This window comes from Pseudomonas sp. NFXW11 (assembly GCF_049887815.1).
GTDB lineage: Bacteria > Pseudomonadota > Gammaproteobacteria > Pseudomonadales > Pseudomonadaceae > Aquipseudomonas.
This window is the reverse complement of the sequence record NZ_JAGEKI010000009.1, coordinates 99,092-121,449: the sequence shown is the minus strand read 5'-3', so window position 1 is coordinate 121,449 and position 22,358 is coordinate 99,092. Positions and strand designations below refer to the sequence as shown.

The 22,358-nt window shown below is 61.7% G+C and carries 20 protein-coding genes; 10 read left to right on the top strand and 10 right to left on the bottom strand.

Annotated elements, in window-relative coordinates:
- The first annotated feature begins 172 nt into the window (after positions 1-172).
- Positions 173-1,006 carry an AraC family transcriptional regulator gene (locus J4P02_RS15945; protein WP_426191885.1) on the top strand — a complete coding sequence of 278 codons (834 nt, stop codon included), beginning with the start codon at positions 173-175 and terminating at the stop codon, positions 1,004-1,006.
- Positions 1,007-1,049: 43 nt separating this feature from the next.
- Here J4P02_RS15945 and mnmE read toward each other — a convergent pair whose 3' ends face one another.
- The 5 genes from mnmE to rpmH form a co-directional block, all read right to left on the bottom strand.
- Positions 1,050-2,420: a tRNA uridine-5-carboxymethylaminomethyl(34) synthesis GTPase MnmE gene (gene mnmE / locus J4P02_RS15940; RefSeq protein WP_426191883.1), complete on the bottom strand. Its 1,371-nt coding sequence runs from the start codon at positions 2,418-2,420 to the stop codon at positions 1,050-1,052.
- Positions 2,421-2,499: 79 nt separating this feature from the next.
- Positions 2,500-4,200: a membrane protein insertase YidC gene (yidC, locus tag J4P02_RS15935; protein ID WP_426191881.1), complete on the bottom strand. Its 1,701-nt coding sequence runs from the start codon at positions 4,198-4,200 to the stop codon at positions 2,500-2,502.
- Positions 4,201-4,202: 2 nt separating this feature from the next.
- Positions 4,203-4,448 (bottom strand): membrane protein insertion efficiency factor YidD, encoded by a 246-nt coding sequence (yidD, locus tag J4P02_RS15930; protein WP_426191879.1) that lies wholly within the window; start codon positions 4,446-4,448, stop codon positions 4,203-4,205.
- Positions 4,441-4,842 carry a ribonuclease P protein component gene (gene rnpA, locus J4P02_RS15925; protein WP_426191877.1) on the bottom strand — a complete coding sequence of 134 codons (402 nt, stop codon included), beginning with the start codon at positions 4,840-4,842 and terminating at the stop codon, positions 4,441-4,443. The genes yidD and rnpA overlap by 8 nt, the downstream gene beginning before the upstream one ends.
- A gap of 16 nt (positions 4,843-4,858) precedes the next feature.
- Positions 4,859-4,993 (bottom strand): 50S ribosomal protein L34, encoded by a 135-nt coding sequence (gene rpmH / locus J4P02_RS15920; RefSeq protein ID WP_003213577.1) that lies wholly within the window; start codon positions 4,991-4,993, stop codon positions 4,859-4,861.
- A 565-nt stretch (positions 4,994-5,558) separates the two neighbouring features.
- On the opposite strand from rpmH, the gene dnaA reads away from it, so the two are divergent.
- The 6 genes from dnaA (at position 5,559) to J4P02_RS15890 (ending at position 12,734) form a co-directional block, all read left to right on the top strand.
- A complete protein-coding gene (dnaA, locus tag J4P02_RS15915; protein ID WP_426191875.1) occupies positions 5,559-7,091 on the top strand; it encodes a chromosomal replication initiator protein DnaA in 1,533 nt (510 codons plus the stop codon).
- 38 nt (positions 7,092-7,129) lie between these two features.
- The gene (dnaN, locus tag J4P02_RS15910; protein WP_023967688.1) at positions 7,130-8,233 is read left to right on the top strand and encodes a DNA polymerase III subunit beta; all 1,104 of its coding nucleotides are present in this window, start codon (positions 7,130-7,132) and stop codon (positions 8,231-8,233) included.
- Positions 8,234-8,250: 17 nt separating this feature from the next.
- Complete coding sequence (recF, locus tag J4P02_RS15905; protein ID WP_426191873.1) at positions 8,251-9,354, top strand: DNA replication/repair protein RecF; 1,104 nt, start codon at positions 8,251-8,253, stop codon at positions 9,352-9,354.
- A 4-nt stretch (positions 9,355-9,358) separates the two neighbouring features.
- Positions 9,359-11,776, top strand: a complete 2,418-nt coding sequence (gyrB, locus tag J4P02_RS15900) for a DNA topoisomerase (ATP-hydrolyzing) subunit B (RefSeq protein WP_426191871.1) — start codon at positions 9,359-9,361, stop codon at positions 11,774-11,776.
- Between the two features lie 120 nt (positions 11,777-11,896).
- The gene (locus tag J4P02_RS15895; RefSeq protein ID WP_426191869.1) at positions 11,897-12,388 is read left to right on the top strand and encodes a DUF4265 domain-containing protein; all 492 of its coding nucleotides are present in this window, start codon (positions 11,897-11,899) and stop codon (positions 12,386-12,388) included.
- Positions 12,372-12,734 carry an immunity protein Imm33 domain-containing protein gene (locus J4P02_RS15890; protein ID WP_426191867.1) on the top strand — a complete coding sequence of 121 codons (363 nt, stop codon included), beginning with the start codon at positions 12,372-12,374 and terminating at the stop codon, positions 12,732-12,734. Before J4P02_RS15895 ends, J4P02_RS15890 begins: the two co-directional genes overlap by 17 nt.
- 3 nt (positions 12,735-12,737) lie before the next feature.
- Here the strand turns inward: J4P02_RS15890 and J4P02_RS15885 are convergent, their stop codons facing one another.
- Entirely contained in the window at positions 12,738-13,460 is a 723-nt protein-coding gene (locus J4P02_RS15885; protein ID WP_426191865.1) for a response regulator transcription factor, read from the bottom strand.
- 232 nt (positions 13,461-13,692) lie between these two features.
- On the opposite strand from J4P02_RS15885, the gene J4P02_RS15880 reads away from it, so the two are divergent.
- The 3 genes from J4P02_RS15880 to J4P02_RS15870 all read left to right on the top strand — a co-directional run bounded on the left by J4P02_RS15880 (position 13,693) and on the right by J4P02_RS15870 (position 17,692).
- On the top strand, positions 13,693-13,980 hold the full coding sequence (locus J4P02_RS15880; protein ID WP_426191863.1) for a hypothetical protein: 288 nt from the start codon (positions 13,693-13,695) through the stop codon (positions 13,978-13,980).
- A gap of 382 nt (positions 13,981-14,362) precedes the next feature.
- Entirely contained in the window at positions 14,363-15,355 is a 993-nt protein-coding gene (locus J4P02_RS15875; RefSeq protein ID WP_426191861.1) for a FecR family protein, read from the top strand.
- 18 nt (positions 15,356-15,373) lie between these two features.
- A complete protein-coding gene (locus J4P02_RS15870; protein ID WP_426191859.1) occupies positions 15,374-17,692 on the top strand; it encodes a CHASE2 domain-containing protein in 2,319 nt (772 codons plus the stop codon).
- 180 nt (positions 17,693-17,872) lie between these two features.
- Here the strand turns inward: J4P02_RS15870 and J4P02_RS15865 are convergent, their stop codons facing one another.
- The 4 genes from J4P02_RS15865 to glyQ all read right to left on the bottom strand — a co-directional run bounded on the left by J4P02_RS15865 (position 17,873) and on the right by glyQ (position 22,280).
- Positions 17,873-18,643 carry a lysophospholipid acyltransferase family protein gene (locus J4P02_RS15865; protein ID WP_426191857.1) on the bottom strand — a complete coding sequence of 257 codons (771 nt, stop codon included), beginning with the start codon at positions 18,641-18,643 and terminating at the stop codon, positions 17,873-17,875.
- Between the two features lie 81 nt (positions 18,644-18,724).
- Positions 18,725-19,258: a D-glycero-beta-D-manno-heptose 1,7-bisphosphate 7-phosphatase gene (gene gmhB, locus J4P02_RS15860; RefSeq protein ID WP_426191855.1), complete on the bottom strand. Its 534-nt coding sequence runs from the start codon at positions 19,256-19,258 to the stop codon at positions 18,725-18,727.
- A gap of 17 nt (positions 19,259-19,275) precedes the next feature.
- The gene (glyS, locus tag J4P02_RS15855; protein ID WP_426191853.1) at positions 19,276-21,330 is read right to left on the bottom strand and encodes a glycine--tRNA ligase subunit beta; all 2,055 of its coding nucleotides are present in this window, start codon (positions 21,328-21,330) and stop codon (positions 19,276-19,278) included.
- A complete protein-coding gene (glyQ, locus tag J4P02_RS15850; RefSeq protein ID WP_003177094.1) occupies positions 21,327-22,280 on the bottom strand; it encodes a glycine--tRNA ligase subunit alpha in 954 nt (317 codons plus the stop codon). The genes glyS and glyQ overlap by 4 nt, the downstream gene beginning before the upstream one ends.
- Positions 22,281-22,358: the final 78 nt, after the last annotated feature.

Below are 22,358 nucleotides of genomic sequence, written 5' to 3'. Positions count from 1 at the left end.
TATTGTGGATAACTCCAGGAAAACGGGCGGCTTTGTACAGTTTCTCTGTTACTCATGGCCGCAGCTGCAGCGCCGATATTCTGCAAAGGGCACAAAGGTAACGCCGAGCCGCAGGAAAAATCGCAAAATCTGCAAATCCGCCATCGCTACAGTGGAACGCCAAGGAGGCCCCATGAAACCTGAAACCCGAATCCACTATGCCCAGCGTCTGGAGCCGGTGCTGCGGTGGCTGGCCAGCCATGCCGACAGCGATCCGGATCTGCACCACCTGGCGGACCTGGCCTGCATGTCGGCGTACCACTTCCATCGGATTTACCGCGCCATGCTGGGAGAAACGCTGAACGCCACGGTGCAACGGCTGCGCATGCACCTGGCCGCTGCGGCGCTGGCTGAAAGCCAGGATTCCCTGGCCGATGTCGCCATGCGTGCGGGGTACGAATCGGGGGCCGCCTTCAACCGTGCATTCTCCAGCGTCTTCGGGCTGCCGCCCGGGCGCTATCGCACACAGAGTTCCCGTCCTTACGACCCTGAGGAGCAAGCCATGTACCCCATCAGCATCGAAACCCTTCCTGCCATCACCCTGGCCACCCTGACCCATCAGGGCTCCTACCAGGAAATCGGCCCGGTATTCACCCGTGTATTCATGCTGGCCGCCAGCCGTGGGCTGATGGGCCCAGATAGTCGCGGCTTCGGCGTGTACTTCAACGATCCCGAGCAGGTCCCGCTTGAACAGCTGCGTTCACTGGCCGGGGTGGTGGTGGCTGCGGATGCCGAACTGGGCGATGAACTGCAACGCTTCGCGATCCCCGCTGGGCGGCATGCAGTGCTGACCCATGTCGGCCCTTACAACGAGATGGGCAAGGCCTATGCCTGGATGTTCTCGCAATGGTTGCCGGACAGCGGGCTGAACACCGCGGACTTTCCGATGTTCGAGGAGTATGTGAACGATCCGCGCAGCACCCCGCCGGCACAGCTGCAAACGCGGATCTGCCTGCCCCTGGCGTGAAATGCCGGCGCCCGGGTTGTGGATAACCCGGGCGCGGCCACGGCTACTTGCCGATGCAGAAGCTGGAGAAGATCCGCCCCAGCAGATCGTCGGAACTGAAGGCCCCGGTGATTTCCCCCAGCGCTTGCTGGGCCTGGCGCAGATCCTCGGCCAGCAGCTCGCCGGCACCGGCCAGGGTCAGCTGCGAACGGCCGTGTTCCAGGGCGGTGCTGGCATGGTGCAAGGCTTCCAGGTGTCGGCGCCGGGCGCTGAAGCTGCTTTCGGAGGTCTGTTCATAACCCATGCAGGCCTTCAGATGCTCGCGCAACAGCTCGAGCCCGGTGCCGGCGGCCATGGCGCTGAGGCTGATGGTGACGTGGCCGTCGTCACAGGTTTGCAGGGCGATGGGCTCACCGGTCAGATCGGCCTTGTTGCGAATCAGCGTGACCTTGGCCGGGTCCGGGCGCTGTTCGAGAAATTCCGGCCACAGGGCGAAAGGGTCCGCCGCTTCCGCGGCACTGGCGTCCACCACCAGCAGCACCCGGTCGGCTTCATTGATGGCCTTGAGCGCCCGTTCGACGCCAATCCGCTCCACCTGGTCCTCGGTATCCCGCAGGCCTGCGGTGTCCACCACATGCAACGGCATGCCATCGATGTGGATATGTTCACGCAGCACATCCCGGGTGGTGCCGGCGATATCGGTGACAATCGCCGCCTCGCGCCCGGCCAGGGCATTGAGCAGGCTGGACTTGCCAGCATTCGGCCGGCCGGCGATCACCACGGTCATGCCATCACGGAGCAAGGCGCCTTGCCCGGCTTCGCGCAGCACTGTGGATAACTCGGCGCGTACCCCATCGAGCATGCCCAGCACGTGGCCATCGGCGAGAAAGTCGATTTCCTCCTCGGGAAAATCGATCGCCGCCTCGACGTAGATGCGCAAGGCAATCAGCTGCTCGGTCAAGTTATGCACACGCTGCGAGAACGCACCCTGCAGCGAGCGCAGGGCATTGCGCGCAGCCTGTGCGGAACTGGCCTCGATCAGGTCGGCGATGGCTTCGGCCTGGGCCAGGTCGAGCTTGTCGTTGAGGAAGGCGCGTTCGCTGAACTCTCCGGGACGGGCCAGGCGGCAGCCCAGTTCCAGGCAGCGCTGCAGCAGCATGTCGAGTACCACCGGGCCGCCGTGCCCCTGGAGTTCCAGCACATCTTCGCCGGTGAAGGAGTTGGGCCCGGGGAAATACAGGGCAATGCCTTCATCCAGAACCTCGCCCTGCTGGTCGCGGAACGGGCCGTAATGGGCGAACCGCGGCTTCAACTCGCGGCCACTGATGGCCTGGGCAGCGCTCGCCGCCAGAGGGCCGGAGATACGGACGATGCCCACGCCTCCACGACCCTGGGCAGTGGCAATGGCGGCGATGGTTTCACGAGGGACGGTCATAACCCGAGATCCAGACAAAAGTGACAGATAGCAAAACGCCCCACTAGGGGGCGTCTTGTGTGGTTATCCACAGCGTAGGTCAGGCAGCTGCTTTCTTGGTAGCGGCTTCGATCTTGCGTGTGATGTACCACTGTTGGGCGATCGACAGGCAGTTGTTCACTACCCAGTACAGCACCAGACCGGCCGGGAACCAGAGGAAGAAGAAGGTGAAGATGATCGGCATCATTTTCATCACCTTGGCCTGCATCGGATCCGGAGGCGTAGGGTTCAGTTGCTGCTGGATGAACATGGTGGCGCCCATGATGATCGGCAGGATGAAGAACGGATCCTTGATCGACAGGTCGGTAATCCACAGCATGAACGGTGCCTGGCGCATTTCCACGCTTTCCAGGAGTACCCAGTACAAGGACAGGAAGACCGGCATCTGCACCAGGATCGGCAAGCAGCCGCCCAGTGGATTGATCTTCTCCTTCTTGTACAGCTCCATCATCGCCTGGGACATTTTCTGGCGATCGTCGCCGAATTTTTCCTTGAGCGCGGCCAGTTTCGGAGCCACTGCACGCATGCGCGCCATGGACTTGTAGCTGGCGGCCGACAGTGGGAAGAAGATCCCCTTGATCAGCATGGTGAGGAAAATGATCGACCAGCCCCAGTTACCCACCAGGCTGTGGATATGTTGCAGCAGCCAGAAGATAGGTTGGGCGATAAACCACAGGAAGCCGTAGTCCACGGTCAGTTCCAGACCTGGAGACAACTCCTTGAGTACTGCCTGGCTTTTCGGACCGGCGTACAGAATGGCGCTGGTTTCGGCCTTGGCACCTGGAGCAACGGTCATCGAAGGGCCGGTGTAGCCGATGATGTAGTTGCCTTTGCTGTCCTTGCGCGCCAGAACCTGGTTGTTCTCGCCTTTTGGCGGAATCCAGGCCGTCACGAAGTAGTGCTGCAGCCAGGCAACCCAGCCACCCTGGACGCTTTCAGTGATCGGGGCCTTGGATTTGTCCTCGTTCACCTTGTCCATGTCCTTCATGGACACTTTTTTGTACGGCTCGGAACTTGTCCACAGGGCGGCGCCCAGGTAGGTCGCGGTGCCGGTAGCGGTGCTCGAAGACGGATCGGAACTGGCGTCGCGCTTGAGCTGGGCAAACATGGAACCGGTCCATGGTTGCGCGCTTTCGTTGTCGATCACGTAGGAAACGGTGATGTCATACAGGCCACGTTTCAGGGTGAAACGCTTGATGTAGTTGACGCCGTCCTTGCTGAACTTCAGGTCGACCACCAGTTGGTCCTGACCGTCAGCCAGTTGATAACTTTTCTTCTCCGAGGAGTAGATCGGACGACCAACCGGGCTGGCGTCCGGACCGTTGCTGCCGATCAGGCCACTTTGCGCCAGGTAGGTGCGCTCGTTGCCGTTATCGAACAGCTGGAAAGGAATTTCCGGGTGGTCCTGACGACGTGGATACAGTGGCAAACGCAGTTGCGCGATATCCCCACCTTGTGGATCGACTGCCAGGTCCAGGACATCGGTCTTGATCTGGATGAGATCTTTGCTGGCAGCAACCGGCGCTTCAGCGGGTGCAGCGGTATCGCTTGCCGCGCGCGGAATGTCGTCGTTGGCAGCAGCAGCGCCAGTTGGCGAATCCGGCAAACCCGGGGTGGTCGTGCTGGAAGCAACATTCTGAGTCGGCAGGGCAGCCTGGCCATAATCCTGGTTCCATTTAAGAACCATGACGTAGGACACGATTGCCAGGGCGACGATCAGGATCGTGCGTTTGATATCCATGATTACTCGGCCATCGAAGAAGAACGGGAGGTAGGGATAGGTGGAACCGGGTCATAACCACCGGCATTCCACGGATGACAGCGACCTAAACGACGAAAGGTCAGCCAGCCGCCGCGCAGAACGCCATGAGTTTCGATGGCTTCCAACGCGTAGCAGGAACAACTGGGGTAGAAACGACAGTGATCGGCCATCAGAGGACTAATGGCATAGCGGTAAAACTGGATCGGAACGAGGGCCAGTTTACGCATCGGGACTGTCTACCCCTACAGTTTCGGATGGAACTGCTGGTGCCGGCTTGTTGCGCGCCAGGCGTTTCCAGAGCTTGCCGAAATGCTGAATCAATTCGGGGTTTTCTACATCGCCCAAACCTTTACGCGCGACGATGACGATATCCCATCCGACCAGTGAGTCCTGGTGGAGGCGAAACGATTCGCGCATCAGACGCTTGAGGCGATTGCGCTCAACAGAGAGTTTCACGCTTTTTTTCCCGATCACGAGCCCCAGACGGGGGTGATCAAGGTCATTGTTGCGTGCAAGGAGCAGGAGATTCTTCCCCGGAACCTTGCCGGTAGGGGAGTCAAAGACTGCCTTGAAGTGCCGGGGTGTAAGCAGACGCTTTTCCCGACTGAAGTCCTGACTCACCTCCAGTGCCGGATTATCAAACGGCCAGACGCGCACGACCTTTGGCGCGACGACGCGACAGGACGGCGCGGCCGTTCTTGGTAGCCATGCGAGCACGGAAACCGTGGGTACGAGCGCGTTTGATAGTGCTTGGTTGGAAAGTACGTTTCATGTCGTGTTACCTGGTTCGTCCACAACGGGCCGGAATGGCCCCCGTTTTAAGAGACCGGCGATTCTAGAGAAAGCAAGCCTCTAGGTCAATTTCCAACCAAGGTTTCCTTTATCTATGTATGTCCGCCCGCGTCTTGTTAACCAGGGACCGGCAAACATAAAAATAAAGAAGGAAAGTATTTAAAGCTTTTTTGAAACGTTTATAAAGGCTAGGCTCGGCCTCTTCTGTGGATAACTGGCTCAAGGCCTTCTAATCCGTACTGTACAGAGAATGACAACACGGTTGAGAAACGGTGTCCTGCCTGTGCCGTACCCGCGGAAAAGCTGTGTGTGGAATGCGCTGTTATCCACAGGCGAGTTATCCACCGAGTTTCGCCCCGAGTTGTACAACCCCCTCAAGCGTGGTTATCCACAGAGCTTATGCACATACCATTGGTCGTGTTTATTCGGGGTAAGACGTTGATTCTTAGTGCTCTGAGGGCACGCTACATGTGGATAAGTGGACGGCTGATCGCTACAATGGCCGCTTGTTTTTGCCTCACCGGCTTTCAACTCAGGGGATATCCGTGTCAGTGGAACTTTGGCAGCAGTGCGTAGAGCTTCTGCGTGATGAGCTGCCTGCCCAGCAATTCAACACCTGGATCCGTCCACTACAGGTCGAAGCCGAAGGCGACGAGTTGCGTGTTTACGCACCCAATCGTTTCGTTCTCGATTGGGTCAATGAAAAGTACCTGGGTCGCGTGCTCGAGCTGCTGGATGAACACGGCAACGGCATGGCGCCGGTTCTTTCCTTATTAATAGGCAGCAAACGCAGTTCGGCACCTCGCGCTGCGCCGAATGCCCCGCTGGCGGCTGCCGCCTCGCAAGCACTGCAGGCCCAGGCCGCTGCGGCCGCACCTGTCCCGGCACAGGCGGCACCTGCTCCTGCCCCGGCGAAGAAGGCCGCTGCGCAGAAGGCCGCCGAGGTCAGCGAAGAACCCTCTCGTGACAGCTTCGACCCGATGGCGGGCGCCAGTTCGCAGCAGGCGCCGGTACGCGCCGAGCAGCGCACCGTGCAGGTGGAAGGTGCGCTCAAGCACACCAGCTACCTGAACCGCACCTTCACCTTCGAGAACTTCGTCGAGGGCAAGTCCAACCAGCTGGCCCGCGCTGCGGCCTGGCAAGTGGCAGACAACCCCAAGCATGGCTACAACCCGCTGTTCCTGTATGGCGGCGTCGGCTTGGGTAAGACCCACTTGATGCATGCCGTGGGTAACCACCTATTGAAGAAGAACCCGAATGCCAAGGTCGTGTACCTGCATTCCGAGCGCTTCGTGGCGGATATGGTCAAGGCCTTGCAGCTCAACGCCATCAATGAATTCAAGCGCTTCTACCGTTCGGTGGATGCTCTGTTGATCGACGATATCCAGTTCTTCGCCCGCAAGGAGCGTTCCCAGGAAGAGTTCTTCCACACCTTCAACGCCCTTCTGGAAGGCGGCCAGCAGGTGATTCTCACCAGCGACCGTTATCCGAAGGAAATCGAAGGCCTGGAAGAGCGCCTCAAGTCCCGCTTCGGCTGGGGCCTGACGGTGGCGGTCGAGCCGCCGGAGCTGGAAACCCGGGTGGCGATCCTGATGAAGAAGGCCGACCAGGCCAAGGTCGAGCTGCCTCACGATGCGGCGTTCTTCATTGCCCAGCGCATTCGTTCCAACGTCCGCGAGCTGGAAGGCGCGCTGAAGCGGGTTATCGCCCACTCGCACTTCATGGGCCGCGACATCACCATCGAGCTGATTCGCGAATCCCTGAAGGACCTGCTGGCCCTGCAGGACAAGCTGGTGTCTGTGGATAACATCCAGCGCACCGTCGCCGAGTACTACAAGATCAAGATCTCCGATCTGCTGTCCAAGCGACGTTCGCGTTCGGTGGCCCGTCCGCGTCAGGTGGCCATGGCCCTGTCCAAGGAACTGACCAACCACAGCCTGCCGGAAATCGGCGATGTGTTCGGCGGCCGCGACCACACCACGGTGCTGCACGCCTGCCGCAAGATCAATGAACTTAAGGAATCCGACGCGGACATCCGCGAGGACTACAAGAACCTGCTGCGTACTCTGACCACTTGATGACTCCAACGCAGCTTATTAAGGCAAGGGACTAGACCATGCATTTCACCATTCAACGCGAAGCCCTGTTGAAACCCCTGCAACTGGTCGCCGGCGTCGTCGAACGTCGTCAGACCTTGCCGGTACTTTCCAACGTGCTGCTGGTTGTCGAAGGCCAGCAACTGTCGCTGACCGGTACCGACCTGGAAGTCGAACTGGTCGGTCGCGTGCAACTCGAAGAGCCGGCAGAGCCGGGGGAAATCACCGTTCCCGCGCGCAAGCTGATGGACATCTGCAAGAGCCTGCCCAACGACGCGCTGATCGACATCAAGGTCGACGAGCAGAAGTTGGTGGTGAAGGCCGGCCGTAGCCGCTTCACCCTGTCGACCCTGCCGGCCAACGACTTCCCCACCGTGGAAGAAGGCCCGGGTTCGCTGACCTGCCAGCTGGAGCAGAGCAAGCTGCGCCGCCTGATCGAACGCACCAGCTTCGCCATGGCCCAGCAGGACGTGCGCTACTACCTCAATGGCATGCTGTTGGAAGTGTCCGCCGGAATCATCCGCGCCGTTGCCACCGATGGTCACCGTTTGGCCATGTGCTCGATGCAGGCGGATATCGGCCAGCCGGACCGTCACCAGGTCATTGTGCCGCGCAAAGGCATCCTGGAACTGGCACGCCTGCTCACCGAACCTGATGGCAATGTCAGCATCGTCCTGGGCCAGCACCATATCCGCGCCACCACTGGCGAATTCACCTTCACCTCCAAGCTGGTGGACGGCAAGTTCCCGGACTACGAGCGCGTGCTGCCAAAAGGCGGTGACAAGCTGGTGCTCGGTGATCGCCAGGCCCTGCGCGAAGCCTTCAGCCGTACCGCGATCCTGTCCAACGAGAAGTACCGCGGCATCCGTCTGCAACTGGCCAGCGGTCAGTTGAAGATCCAGGCCAACAACCCGGAGCAGGAAGAAGCGGAAGAAGAAGTGGGCGTGGAATACAACGGCGGCTCGCTGGAAATCGGCTTCAACGTCAGCTACCTGCTGGACGTGCTGGGGGTGATGACCACCGAACAGGTTCGCCTGATCCTGTCCGACTCCAACAGCAGTGCGCTGGTGCAGGAATCCGACAACGACGACTCGGCCTACGTTGTCATGCCGATGCGCCTGTAACCTTCAGCAGAAGCTAGATGTCCCTCAGTCGCGTCTCGGTCACCGCGGTGCGCAATCTGCACCCGGTGACCTTCTCCCCCTCTCCCCGCATCAACCTTCTCTACGGTGCCAACGGCAGCGGCAAGACCAGTGTGCTGGAAGCCATCCACCTGCTGGGGTTGGCGCGCTCGTTCCGCAGTGCCCGGCTGTTGCCGGTGATCCAGTACGAGCAACTGGCCTGCACCGTGTTCGGCCAGGTCGAGCTGGCTGAGGGCGGCCACAGCAACCTGGGCATTTCCCGGGATCGCCAGGGTGAATTCCAGATCCGCATCGACGGACAGAACGCCCGTAGCGCGGCGCAACTGGCGGAAATCCTGCCCTTGCAACTGATCAACCCCGACAGCTTTCGCCTACTGGAAGGCGCGCCGAAGATCCGTCGGCAGTTCCTGGATTGGGGAGTGTTCCATGTGGAACCACGCTTCATGTCCACCTGGCAGCGCTTGCAGAAGGCCCTGCGGCAGCGGAACTCATGGCTGCGGCATGGTACACTTGACGCCGCTTCGCAAGCGGCCTGGGACCGGGAACTGTGTCAGGCCAGCGCTGAAATCGATGAATACCGCCGCGCTTACATCAAAGCCTTGAAACCAGTCTTTGAGCGGACCTTGAGCGAACTGTTGCAGCTCGAGGGCCTGACGCTTAGTTATTACCGTGGTTGGGACAAGGACCGGGAGCTCAGTGAAGTGCTCGCCGCCGCCCTGCACCGTGATCAGCAGATGGGTCATACCCAGGCCGGCCCCCAGCGTGCTGATTTGCGTCTGCGTCTTGGCGGACACAACGCCGCGGACATCTTGTCCCGTGGCCAGCAGAAGCTGGTGGTCTGTGCCTTGCGCATCGCCCAGGGGCACCTGGTCAGCCAGGCCCGCCGCGGGCAGTGTATTTATCTGGTGGATGACTTGCCGTCCGAACTGGACGAGCAGCATCGCCGCGCACTTTGTCGCTTGTTGGAAGACTTACGCTGCCAGGTGTTCATCACCTGTGTAGACCACGAATTATTGAGGGAAGGCTGGCAGACGGAAACGCCAGTTGCTTTGTTCCACGTGGAACAAGGCCGTATCACCCAGACCCACGACCATCGGGAGTGAAGGCATGAGCGAAGAAAATACGTACGACTCGAACAGCATCAAGGTGCTGAAAGGTTTGGATGCCGTGCGCAAACGTCCCGGTATGTACATTGGTGACACCGATGACGGCAGCGGTCTGCACCACATGGTGTTCGAGGTGGTCGACAACTCCATCGACGAAGCTCTGGCCGGTCATTGCGACGACATCAGCGTCATCATCCACCCGGACGAATCCATCACCGTGCGCGACAACGGTCGCGGTATCCCGGTGGATGTGCATAAAGAAGAAGGCGTTTCGGCGGCAGAGGTCATCATGACCGTGCTCCACGCCGGCGGTAAGTTCGACGACAACTCCTACAAGGTCTCCGGCGGTCTGCACGGCGTGGGTGTGTCGGTAGTGAACGCGCTGTCCGAGGAACTGATCCTCACCGTGCGCCGCAGCGGCAAGATCTGGGAACAGACCTATGTCCACGGTGTACCGCAAGAGCGGATGAAGATCGTTGGCGACAGCGAAACCACCGGTACCCAGATCCACTTCAAGCCTTCGGCGGAAACCTTCAAGAACATCCATTTCAGCTGGGATGTCCTGGCCAAGCGGATTCGTGAACTGTCCTTCCTCAACTCCGGTGTCGGCATCATCCTCAAGGATGAACGCAGCGGCAAGGAAGAGCTGTTCAAGTACGAAGGCGGCCTGCGTGCATTCGTTGAATACCTGAACACCAACAAGACTGCGGTCAACCAGGTGTTCCACTTCAACATCCAGCGTGAAGACGGCATTGGCGTGGAAGTCGCCCTGCAGTGGAACGACAGCTTCAACGAGAACCTGTTGTGCTTCACCAACAACATTCCACAGCGCGATGGCGGCACCCACCTGGTGGGCTTCCGTTCGGCCCTGACCCGTAACCTGAACAACTACATCGAGCAGGAAGGCCTGGCCAAGAAGCACAAAGTCGCCACCACCGGTGACGACGCTCGGGAAGGCCTGACCGCGATCATCTCGGTGAAAGTGCCGGATCCGAAGTTCAGCTCCCAGACCAAAGACAAGCTGGTGTCTTCCGAAGTGAAGACCGCGGTCGAACAGGAAATGGGCAAGTACTTCTCCGACTTCCTGCTGGAGAACCCCAACGAAGCCAAGCTGGTGGTGGGCAAGATGCTCGATGCCGCCCGTGCCCGTGAAGCGGCGCGCAAGGCCCGTGAGATGACCCGCCGCAAAGGCGCCCTGGATATCGCCGGCCTGCCGGGCAAACTGGCGGACTGCCAGGAAAAGGACCCGGCCCTGTCCGAGCTGTACCTGGTGGAAGGTGACTCTGCTGGCGGTTCCGCCAAGCAGGGACGCAACCGTCGTACCCAGGCGATCCTGCCGCTCAAGGGCAAGATCCTCAACGTCGAGAAGGCGCGCTTCGACAAGATGATCTCCTCGCAAGAGGTTGGCACCCTGATCACCGCGCTGGGCTGTGGTATCGGCCGCGAAGAGTACAACATCGACAAGCTGCGTTATCACAACATCATCATCATGACCGATGCTGACGTCGACGGTTCGCACATCCGTACCCTGCTGCTGACCTTCTTCTTCCGGCAGCTGCCGGAGCTGATCGAGCGCGGCTACATCTACATTGCCCAGCCACCGCTGTACAAGGTCAAGAAAGGCAAGCAGGAGCAGTACATCAAGGACGACGAGGCCATGGAAGACTACATGACCCAGTCGGCCCTGGAAGATGCCAGCCTGCACCTGAACGACGAGGCCCCGGGCATTTCCGGCGAGGCCCTGGAGCGCCTGGTCAACGATTTCCGCATGGTGATGAAGACCCTCAAGCGCCTGTCGCGCCTGTACCCGCAGGAGCTGACCGAGCACTTCATCTACCTGCCGGCGGTGAGCCTGGAGCAGTTGTCCGATCACGCCGCCATGCAGGATTGGCTGGCCAAGTACGATGCTCGCCTGCGCAATTCCGAGAAGTCGGGCCTGGTGTACAAGGCCAGCCTGCGTGAAGACCGCGAGCGTAACCTGTGGCTGCCGGAAGTCGAGCTGATCTCCCATGGCCTGTCCAACTACGTCACCTTCAACCGCGACTTCTTCGGCAGCAACGACTACAAGACCGTGGTTTCCCTGGGCGCGCAACTGAGCACCCTGCTGGACGAAGGCGCCTACGTGCAGCGTGGCGAGCGCAAGAAGTCGGTGACCGAGTTCAAGGAAGCCCTGGACTGGCTGATGGCCGAAAGCACCAAGCGTCACACCATCCAGCGCTATAAGGGTCTGGGCGAGATGAACCCGGAGCAGCTGTGGGAAACCACCATGGACCCGACCATGCGCCGCATGCTCAAGGTCACCGTGGAAGACGCCATCGCCGCCGACCAGATCTTCAACACCCTGATGGGGGATGCGGTCGAGCCACGTCGCGACTTTATCGAAAGCAATGCCCTGGCGGTGTCCAACCTGGACTTCTGATCCGCGGATCGCTGCCACGAAAAAGGCCAACGCATTGCGTTGGCCTTTTTTTTCGCCGGCGCTCAGGCCCAGGTAGAATCCCCCTCCTCTTCAATGCATGACGACAGGATCGACAACCGTATGGACGTGGACCAGCAGGAAATGGTGATCAAGGTAGTGGCTGATAGAAGGCGCACCAGACCGGTGTATGAGCCCCTGCACGTACGCCCCATCGAGCAGGATGTGTACGAAGTGCTGTATTGCCCCGGGCTGACCCTGAACCTGGCCAAGGGCGATGTGATCGCCATCCGCGACCCCCAGGCCCCCGCCGAGGTGCTCAAGCGTGGTGGCAACTTCTGTATCCACCTGTATGCCGATGAAATCCCCCAGGCGTTGATCAACGAGCTGGATCAAGAGGTCCGCTCGAAACTGGGAGGCATGCTCGATGGACGCTACAAGGGCAACCTGACCCTCAGCGTGCCGGCGCGCAATGGCCGGGGCAAGATTGCCGAGGTGTTCAACCGCTTCCGGGAAAAGAGCGGGGTGGAGTGGTACTACTCCAACGTCTACAAGAATTTCGAAGACCCCGAAGACGAAACCCTGCTGGATTGGTGGCATGAATTCTGTGAATGAAATGACCTCCGACGCCATCGAGGCCCGCCAGAGACAGCTGTGTGCCCGCCATGACCTGCCCTTCCAGGCTCCGGAGGAACTGGTGGCGCTGGCCCAGGGTACGCTGGGCCAGTCGCCCATCTACGGCTGCCGTATCGTGCTGCCGGAAAATGGCAACATCAGCTGGTTCATCCACTGCGGAGAACACCGGCAAGACCTGGACTTCTACCAGCCGCTGCACAGCTATCACCTGGCCGAACTGCTGCCCCAGGCCCTGGACTACCTTGGCCTGCCTACCCATGCCCGCTTCATCATCGACCGCGAGGGCTACGAGGATGTCTGGCAGCAGGACGATGTCCAGGACTGAGGGTCAGTCCGCCGCGCTCGGCGCCACGCTTTCCAGGCGGTAGCCGTAGCCGTAGATGGTCAGCAACTGCCAGCCGCGATCGGCGGTCAGCCCCAGCTTGTTGCGCAAGCGGTAGATATGGGTGTCCAGGGGCCGCGAGGAGAGGATTTCCTCGTGGGTCCAGAAACGCTCGTAGAGGTATTCCCGGGACAGTGGCCGGCCCAGGTTGGCGAACAGGCAGCGCGCCAGGCGGTACTCGCGCTCGGTCAGGCTGATGGGCGCGCCGGCGCGGGTCACGGTCAGCTCGGCATCGTCGAAGCTCAGGTCGTTGAAGGTCAGCAGCTCTTCGCTGGGGTTGCGCTGCAGGCCATTGCGCCGCAGCACCGCGTTGACCCGGGCCTTGAGCTCATTGGGCCTGAACGGCTTGCTCAGGTAGTCGTCGGCGCCGGTGTTCAGGGCCTGGACGATATCGCTCTCGGCATCGCGGCTGGTGAGCATGATGGCTGCCGGCGGCGCGTCCATATGCTCCCGAGTCCAGCGCAGCAGGGCCAGGCCGCTCATCTCCGGCACCTGCCAGTCGAGAATCAGCAGGTCGAAGGTTTCCCGTCGCAGTTGCCGCAGCAGGTCCTCGCTGCGCTGGAAGCTGTGCAGGGTCCAGGGCTGTTCGCCGGGGCCGGGAATTTCTCGCAGTGTCTGTTCCACCCGCGCCAGTTCTGCGGGTTCGTCATCCAGTATCGCGACACGCATGCGAGGCAGTTCCTTAAGGTTCGAGAAGGGCGCCGGAGCGGGGCTTGCACGCCTGCGGCTGTGGACAAGTTTAGGCTGCGCCCCTGAATCTGAACAATTGTGGCGAATTGCTCCAAGGCGCCTGCGCCCTCGGTACGCTGATATCAAATAGCCGGTAGCGCACCAGGAGCACTGGAGCCGCCAGGCTGTTGCAGCGGCACGATACCGGCTCGCACACGCAAGGAAAAGGACCATGGGGAACATGCTCAGGAAAAGCCAGGTCGCGCTTCACACACTGTTCAGCGGCGATGATCCGCTGCGCCTGTTCAGCCTGATGTTAGCGGCGTATCTGGGGATAAGTGCCAGCGCGATGCACGGGACGACCGCGTCCTGCTGCCAGGTCGACAGCGGGCCAAACTACCCGACGACGATGCTGCCAGTGAGCAGTGAAGCCACGTTGACCCTGGACGATGACGCGGTGATTGGGCGAACCGCGCTGCCCTTCAGCCAGCAGCAGGCCGCACCGCGCTGGGTGTTTTAGGAAAGCCTGGGATGATTCTGAATAAATATTGCAAAAGCGTCGTGGCTGCCATGCCGGCGTTACATTGCTTCCCGCTGAGTGGCACACGGGGGCACCTGGAAGTGCTCCGACACAGGGAGTGTCAACCGCCAGGCTGGCGGGATCGGGCACGCCTGCGTGCCGGATTGAAGGGGAATACAAGGAGTGCCTCCTCAGGACTCTGGACCGGGCGGACAGTGGCCCTGGTCCCGACACAGGGACGTGTCACCCTCTCCTGCCCTGCCCGTTCCCCTGCCCTGCCAGGCCATCCATGCATCATGGATGCTACGACGCTGCGCGCGGTTTTCTGCGGTATGGTGCTGAGGATTTCGCCGCGGTTTCGCCAAAGGCTCAAAGCACATCCATGAATGACCGACCTTCTGCTCCGTTCACCGACCGGCTGCCCCGTGCCCTGCTTCTGCTGGCGGCAGTGCTGTTGCCGCTGTGCTGTGCCCAGGCCGCCGGCCCGCGCCTGCCTTATATAGATGACCAGCAACAGTGCCGCGGCCAGCCACTGCCGGCCACGGTCGAGCACCTGACCGGCGAAGCCTGGAAGCTGGATGCCAAGGGTCGTGAAGTGGCCCTTGAGGAAGGCATGAGCGTCGACGAAAAGGAGAGCGTGAAAACCTCGCCGTCGGCCTTTGTCAGCCTGTCCCTGGGGGACGGTTCGCGGGTGGTGCTGCCATCCAGTTCCCAGGTCACCTTGCTGCTCAACGCCCAGTACGGCATTCCCCAGGTGGTGCTGGAGCAGGGCCAGATCGAGTCCTACGTGATCAAGCGCAAGAGCGACCATGACCGCTTCCAGATCGTCACTCCGGTAGGCGTGCTTGGCGTGCGTGGCACGCATTTCCGCGTACGCAACGACGATCAGCAGTCCCTGGTGGAAGTGCTCAATGGCCAGGTGGCGGTCAACCGCGACGAGGAACCGACTGGCAAGAAGCCTCTGCGTTCGCCCAAGCCGGCTGTGGATAAACCCGTCGCGCCGCAGCCGGGAGAAGTCCAGGTGATGGCGCGCCAGGGCCTGCGTATCCACAAGCAGGGCGAACTCAAACCGGTGGAGTTGCTGGCCGCGCCGCGCTTGCTGGGGCAGGCCGGCCGCACCGGTGCGCAGCCAGTCTGGCAACTGATCCTGCAACCGCTGCCCGGGGCCCGGCGCTACCGGGCCCAGGTGGCTACCGACAAGGACTTCCTCAACATCAAGCAGGAACAGTTCTCCAGCTCCCCGGAAGTCAACTTCACTGGCTTACAGGCGTTTTTCTATCATGTGCGTCTCTCGGCCTTCGACGAACATGGCCTGGAAGGAGAAACCGGGGTCTATGACATCTTCTACTACCCCAGAACCACCCGTGTTCAGTAAGCCGCCGGCGGGCCGCCCATGAGGCTGTGGCGAGCGCGGCGCGATGGCCGCGAAGCGACCCAGGCCCAGCGCCTGTTTCGCGGGTTGGTCAGGGAGTGGCTGGGGGTCAGCCTGCTGCTGCTGCCGTTGACGGCGGCGCTGTCCCTGAGCCATGGCCTGGCCTTGAACAACCTGTTCTACGACAACCTGCGGCGCTTCACCCCACTGCCGGTGGACCCGCGCATCCTGTTGGTGACCATCGACGACTACAGCCTGCAGCAACTGGGCCGCTGGCCTTGGCCACGGGCGGTGCATGGGCAGATGCTCGACCAACTGACAGCCGCCGGGGCCAAGGGCGTGCTGTTCGATGTGATCCTCAGCGAACCCGGTAGCACTGTGGAAAACGACACCCGCCTGGCGGCAGCGCTGTGCCGGGCCGGCAATGTGTTCCTGCCGGTGCTGCGCGAAGGCGTGGCCCGCTACGGCCAGGACCTGGGGGAAATCCCCCCGGTACCGTTATTGCGCAACTGTGCCCGGGGCCTGGGCCATATCAATGCCGAGGCCGATGTCGATGGCACGGTGCGCAGCGTCTACCTGCGCGAAGGTCCGCAGCAGGCGCCCCGGGCCCAATTGACTTGGCTGCTCTATCAGCTCACGGCCAGCGAACCGCTGGCGCAGCGAATGCCCGGTATTGACGAACCCCAGGTGACCCAGGGCTGGCTGCGGGCCAACCCGGTGCGGATTCCCTTTATCAGCCAGGCTGCAGGGTTTCCCAGCGTGCCTTATGTCAGCGTGCTGCGGGGCGAGGTGCCACCGGAGTTGCTGCGTGATCGGCTGATTCTGGTGGGCTCCACCGCCCCGGGGCTGGGGGATCGCTACGTGACCGCGCAATCGGGCAGCCAGGGCACCACCGCGGGAGTGGAGATCCAGGCCAACCTGCTCAACGGCCTGCTGCAGCAGCGCAACGTGGTTGCCCTGGGCCAGTGGTCGGGCATGCTGTTGGCCATGGCCCTGGTCGCCGCCCTGCTCGGGCTGTTGTTGTGGCGTCCGCGGCATGCCCTGTGGCTGACCCTGGGCTGCATGAGTCTGGCCCTGCTGGGGGCCGTGCTGATGCTGCGCCTGGGTTTCTGGTGGTCGCCGGTGGCCAGCCTGCTGGGCATGCTGCTGGCCTACCTGATCTGGAACTGGCGCCGGCTGAGTGTGATTCTGGCTTACTTCGGCTGGGAGCTGGAGCGCCTGGACAACGAACCCAAGGTGCTGCCCGAACGGCGCCGCACCCAGATCCCGGCGGGCGATGTGCTGCAAGGGCAGATAGTCGCCCTGGAACAGGCCCTGGGCCGCACTCGGGATACCCGACGCTTTATCGCCGATGGCCTGGAGTACCTGCCGGTGGCGACCCTGATCAGCGACCCGGACGGCATGATCCTGCTGGCCAACCGCAATGCCCGGGAGGTGTTCGCCCACCCACTGGTAGGCCAGCCTCTACTCGCGCAACTGGCGGCCCTGGGCTATCCGGGGCTGGATGATCCGGCGCTCTACCCAAGCCTGGCGCAGCTGCCGGCCCTGGAATTTCGCGACATACGGCAACGCAGCCTGCGTATGGAACTGGCTCCGCTGCTGCCGGTGGACGGCGACACCGCCATCGGCTGGCTGCTGAGCCTCACCGACCTCAGTGTCGAGCGCGATGCCGAACAGCAGCGTGGCGTGCTGCTGCGGTTTCTCTCCCATGACCTGCGTGCCCCCCATTCGGCGATTCTTGCCCTGCTGGACATGCAAAGCCGCCAACCGGCGTTGCCCAAGCAGGTCTATGGGCAGATCGAGCAGCAAGTGCGCCGGGCCCTGGCGCTGACCGAAGCCTTCGTGCAACTGGCCAAGGCCGAGTCGGAGGCCTACCAGTTCGCCCCGAGCATATTTGCCATGCTGCTGCTGGATGCCTTCGACCAGGCCACCACCCTGGCCCAGTTGAAGAACATCCAGCTGGTCCATGACCTGGACGAAGAAGACGAGAGCATGCTCCTGGCGGACCAGTCGCTACTGACCCGGGCCCTGTTCAACCTGCTGGAGAACGCCATCAAGTACAGCCCGGCAGGTTCCACCGTCAGCGTCCAGGTGAGTTGCGCCGAAGGCTGGCTGCGTTGCCGGATCAGCGACCAGGGCCAGGGCATTGCCGCGGCCGACCTGCCCCGGCTGTTCGGCCAGTACCAGCGTTTCGCCTCGGCCAGGGGTATCGATGGCCTGGGCCTGGGGTTGTCCATGGTCAAGGCGGTGATGGACCGGCATCAAGGTCGTATCAGTTGCGAGAGCGTGGTGGGCCAAGGCTCGTGTTTTATCCTCGAACTGCCGCTGCTGGAGGAGTGAATCCGCGGCGTAACCCAGGCGAAAAAAAACCGGCATCAAGGCCGGTTTTTTTTGCTGCGGTAAAACTTATGCACCTTTTTCCACATTTTATGAGCTTGAGAAATATGCATATAAATCAGCGATTTATACGTAAATTTCAGCCCGTGTGAGCAAACTCGTACACAGGTTATCCACAGATGCTCATACAACAGCCTTATCCGTGGAAGTTGCCAATGGTGGCAATGAGCCCATATCCCGTTGAGCCTGTTCGTTCCAAGCTGCCACCCGGTCATTGAGCTCGGCAATGGCCCGTGGGCCGCTGCCTTCGGCGTACATCGGCGCGCCAATGGTCACGGTAATGGTGCCCGGGCGTTTGGCCCAGCCGCTCTTCGGCCAGAATTTGCCGGCATTGTGGGCCACCGGCAGCACCGGCAATTCGGCGTTCACCGCCAGGGCGCTGCCGCTGCGGGAGAACTTGCCGACCTGGCCATGGGGCACCCGGGTGCCTTCCGGGAAAATCAGCACCCAGACATTGTCCTTGAGCAGCTCGTCGCCCTTGCTCGCCACTTGCTTGAGGGCGGCCTTGGGGTTGTCCCGGTCGATGGCGATGGGCCGCAGCATGGCCATGGCCCAGCCAAAGAACGGTACATACAGCAGCTCGCGCTTGAGCACCTGGCTCAAGGGCTGGAAGTAGGCCGAGAGAAAGAACGTCTCCCAGGTGCTCTGGTGATTGGAAACGATCACGCACGGACGCTCGGGAACGTTTTCAGCTCCCTGCACTTGCACGCGAATGTTGAGGAATACCTTGGTCAGCCACAGCGCGCAGCGACACCAGTAGACATTGATAAAGCGATAGCGCGCCTTGAACGGCAGAAACGGCGCGATGAAAAAGCTCAGGGAACACCACAGCAAGGCACTGGTGCTCAACAGCAGGTAAAAGAAAAAGGTTCTGATGGCCTGCAGGATCGACATAGCGGCATTTACCATTGCGGGCACGCCCGCCTGTTAAAAAGCGCTCTCCCGAACAGTCCTTGGTCAGGATGCCAGAAGGGCCTAATTGTGGATAAGTTCAGCGGCCACGGCCGCCAGGTCGTCAAAAATCAAGCTGCCCAGTGGCAGCGTCTTGCCCAGGGTCTTCTCGCCCTTTCCGGTCTTGACCAAAACCGGCTGACAGTCGACGGCTTTGGCAGCCTCCAGGTCACTGATACTGTCACCGACAAACCATAGACCCTGCAGATCGACCTGGTAATGCTCGGCGATGGTGCGCAGCATGCCGGGCTTGGGCTTGCGGCAGGCGCAGCCTTGATCCGGGCCGTGCGGGCAGTAGACGATCAGGCCAACCTCGCCGCCCTGCTCCACCACCAGCTCGCGCAGGCGCGCGTGCATGGCGTCGAGGGTGGCCAGGTCGTAGTAGCCGCGGGCAATGCCGGACTGGTTGGTGGCGATCGCCACCGTCCAGCCGGCCTTGCTCAACTGCGCGATGGCATCGATCGCACCGGGCAGTGGAATCCACTCCTGCACCGATTTGATGTAGGCATCGGAGTCGTGATTGATCACGCCGTCACGATCGAGTATCAGCAGTTTCACAGCAGTTCCTTACCTGATCAGCTCAGCACCGAAATATCCGCCACACCGAGGAACAGGCCCCGCAGCCGCGCCAGCAGCGCATAGCGGTTGGCCCGCACCTTGGCGTCCTCGGCATTGACCATCACCGCCTCGAAGAAGGCGTCCACCGGCTCGCGCAGGGCGGCCAGGCGGGCCAGGGTCTCGCTGTACTGACGGGCCGCGGCCATCGGCTGTACTGCCTGGTCTGCCTGCTGGATCGCCGAATACAGGGAGAACTCGTTGGCGTTGTCGAAGTACTTGGCCTCGACGCTGGTGGGCACCGTGCCTTCGACCTTGCTCAGCAGGTTCGATACGCGCTTGTTCACCGCGGCCAGGGCGGCGGCTTCCGGCAGCTTGCGGAAGGCCTGCACGGCCTGCACGCGCTGGTCGAAATCCAGGGCCGAGCCCGGCTTCAGGGCACGTACCGAGAGGTAGGTGGCCACGTCCACGCCTTCGTCTTCATAACGGGCACGCAGGCGATCGAAGATGAACTCCAGTACCTGCTCGGCCAGGCCAGCGGCCTTGACCTTGCTGCCGAAGGCGCTGACGGCGAAGGCCACGGCGTCGTTCAGGTCGAGGTCGAACTTCTTCTCGATCAGGATCCGCAGCACGCCCAGGGCCGCGCGGCGCAGGGCGTAGGGGTCCTTGCTGCCGGTGGGCAGCATGCCGATGCCGAAGATCCCCACCAGGGTGTCCAGCTTGTCGGCGATGGCCACGGCAGCGCCGGTCACGGTGCTCGGCAGCTCGGCGCCGGCGCCACGGGGCATGTACTGCTCGTTGAGGGCCAGGGCCACGTCTTCCGGCTCGCCGTCATTGAGGGCGTAGTAGTAGCCGGCGATGCCTTGCATCTCCGGGAACTCGCCGACCATTTCGGTGGACAGGTCGCATTTCGAGAGGAGGCCGGCACGGGCCGCGCGCTGAGCGTCGCCGCCGATGCGTGGGGCGATGAACGCGGCCAGCTTGGAGATCCGCTCGGCCTTGTCGTAGACGCTGCCGAGTTTTTCCTGGAAGACCACGTTCTGCAGGCGCAGGTTGAAGTCTTCGAGTTTCTGCTTCTTGTCCTGCTTGAAGAAGAACTCGGCGTCGGTCAGGCGTGGACGCACGACTTTCTCGTTGCCCTCGATGATCTGGCTCGGGTCCTTGCTCTCGATGTTGGCCACGGTGATGAAACGCGGCAGCAGCTTGCCGTCCACATCCAGCAGGCAGAAGTACTTCTGGTTGTCCTGCATGGTGGTGATCAGGGCTTCCTGGGGCACTTCGAGGAAACGCTCTTCGAACGAGCACACCAGCGGCACTGGCCATTCCACCAGGGCGGTGACTTCGTCCAGCAGGTCGGCTGGAACGATGGCGGTGCCTTCCTGGCGGGTGGCCAGCTCGGCGGTGCGCTTGCTGATCAGCTCGCGACGCTCATTGGCATCGGCCAGCACGTAGGCGGCGCGCAGGTCGGCCAGGTAGTTGGCCGGCGAAGTGATGCGCACGCTTTCCGGGTGGTGGAAGCGGTGCCCGCGGGAGTCGCGGCCAGACTTCTGGGCGAGGATGGTGCAGTCGATGACCTCATCGCCGAGCAGCATCACCAGCCATTGGGTCGGACGCACGAACTCTTCCTTGCGCGCGGCCCAGCGCATGCGCTTGGGAATCGGCAGGTCGTTGAGCGAGTCCTCGACTATGGTCGGCAGCAGGCTGGCGGTGGGCTTGCCCTTGATGCTCTGGCTGTAGCGCAGTTTCGGGCCGCTCTGGTCGATTTCGCTAAGGTCCACGCCGCACTTCTTGGCAAAGCCCAGGGCTGCCTGGGTCGGGTTGCCTTCAGCGTCGAACGCCGCCTGGCGTGGCGGGCCGTCGAGGTTGATGCTGCGATCCGGCTGCTGGGTGTCCAGCTGGCTGATCAGTACCGCCAGGCGCCGTGGCGCGGCGTACACGTGCTTGGCCTTGAAGCCCAGGCCGGCGCCTTGCAGGCCCTTCTCGATGCCCGCCAGAAAGGCTTCGGCCAGGGTGTTCAGGGCCTTGGGTGGCAGTTCTTCAGTGCCCAGTTCAACCAGAAAATCTTGCGCACTCATTGTGCCGCCTCCAACTTAGCCAACACTTCATCACGCAGGTCTGGGGTTGCCATCGGGAAGCCCAGCTTGGCGCGAGCCAACAGGTAGGCTTGGGCGACGGAACGCGCCAGGGTACGCACACGCAGGATGTACTGCTGGCGCGCGGTCACCGAGATCGCCCGGCGTGCATCCAGCAGGTTGAAGGTGTGGGATGCCTTGAGCACCATTTCATAGCTCGGCAGCGGCAGCGGCTGGTCCAGCTCGATCAGGCGCTTGGCTTCGCTCTCGTAGAAATCGAACAGCTCGAACAGTTTCTCGACGTTGGCGTGTTCGAAGTTGTAGGTCGACTGCTCCACTTCGTTCTGGTGGAACACATCGCCATAGGTGACCTTGCCGAACGGGCCGTCGGCCCACACCAGGTCGTACACCGAATCCACGCCCTGCAGGTACATGGCCAGGCGTTCCAGGCCGTAGGTGATCTCGCCGGTCACCGGGTAGCACTCGATGCCACCGGCCTGCTGGAAGTAGGTGAACTGAGTCACTTCCATGCCATTGAGCCAGACTTCCCAGCCCAGGCCCCAGGCGCCCAGGGTCGGCGATTCCCAGTTGTCTTCGACGAAGCGGATGTCGTGCACCAGCGGGTCCAGGCCCACGTGCTTCAGGGAACCCAGGTACAGCTCCTGGAAGTTCTCCGGATTGGGTTTCAACACCACCTGGAACTGGTAGTAGTGCTGCAGGCGATTGGGGTTCTCGCCGTAGCGGCCGTCAGTCGGGCGACGACTGGGCTGCACATAAGCGGCGTTCCAGGTTTCCGGGCCTATGGCCCGCAGGAAGGTGGCGGTGTGGAAAGTGCCGGCGCCTACTTCCATATCGTAGGGCTGAAGTACCACACAACCTTGCTCGGCCCAGTACTGCTGGAGGGCGAGGATCAAGTCTTGGAAGGTACGCACGGCTGGCGTAGGCTGGCTCACGAAATTCACCTGTTACTTGGGCTGCGATTTAAGGAGCGGGAGTATACCCGATTCAGTCCTGCGCACGTCCCCCTGGAG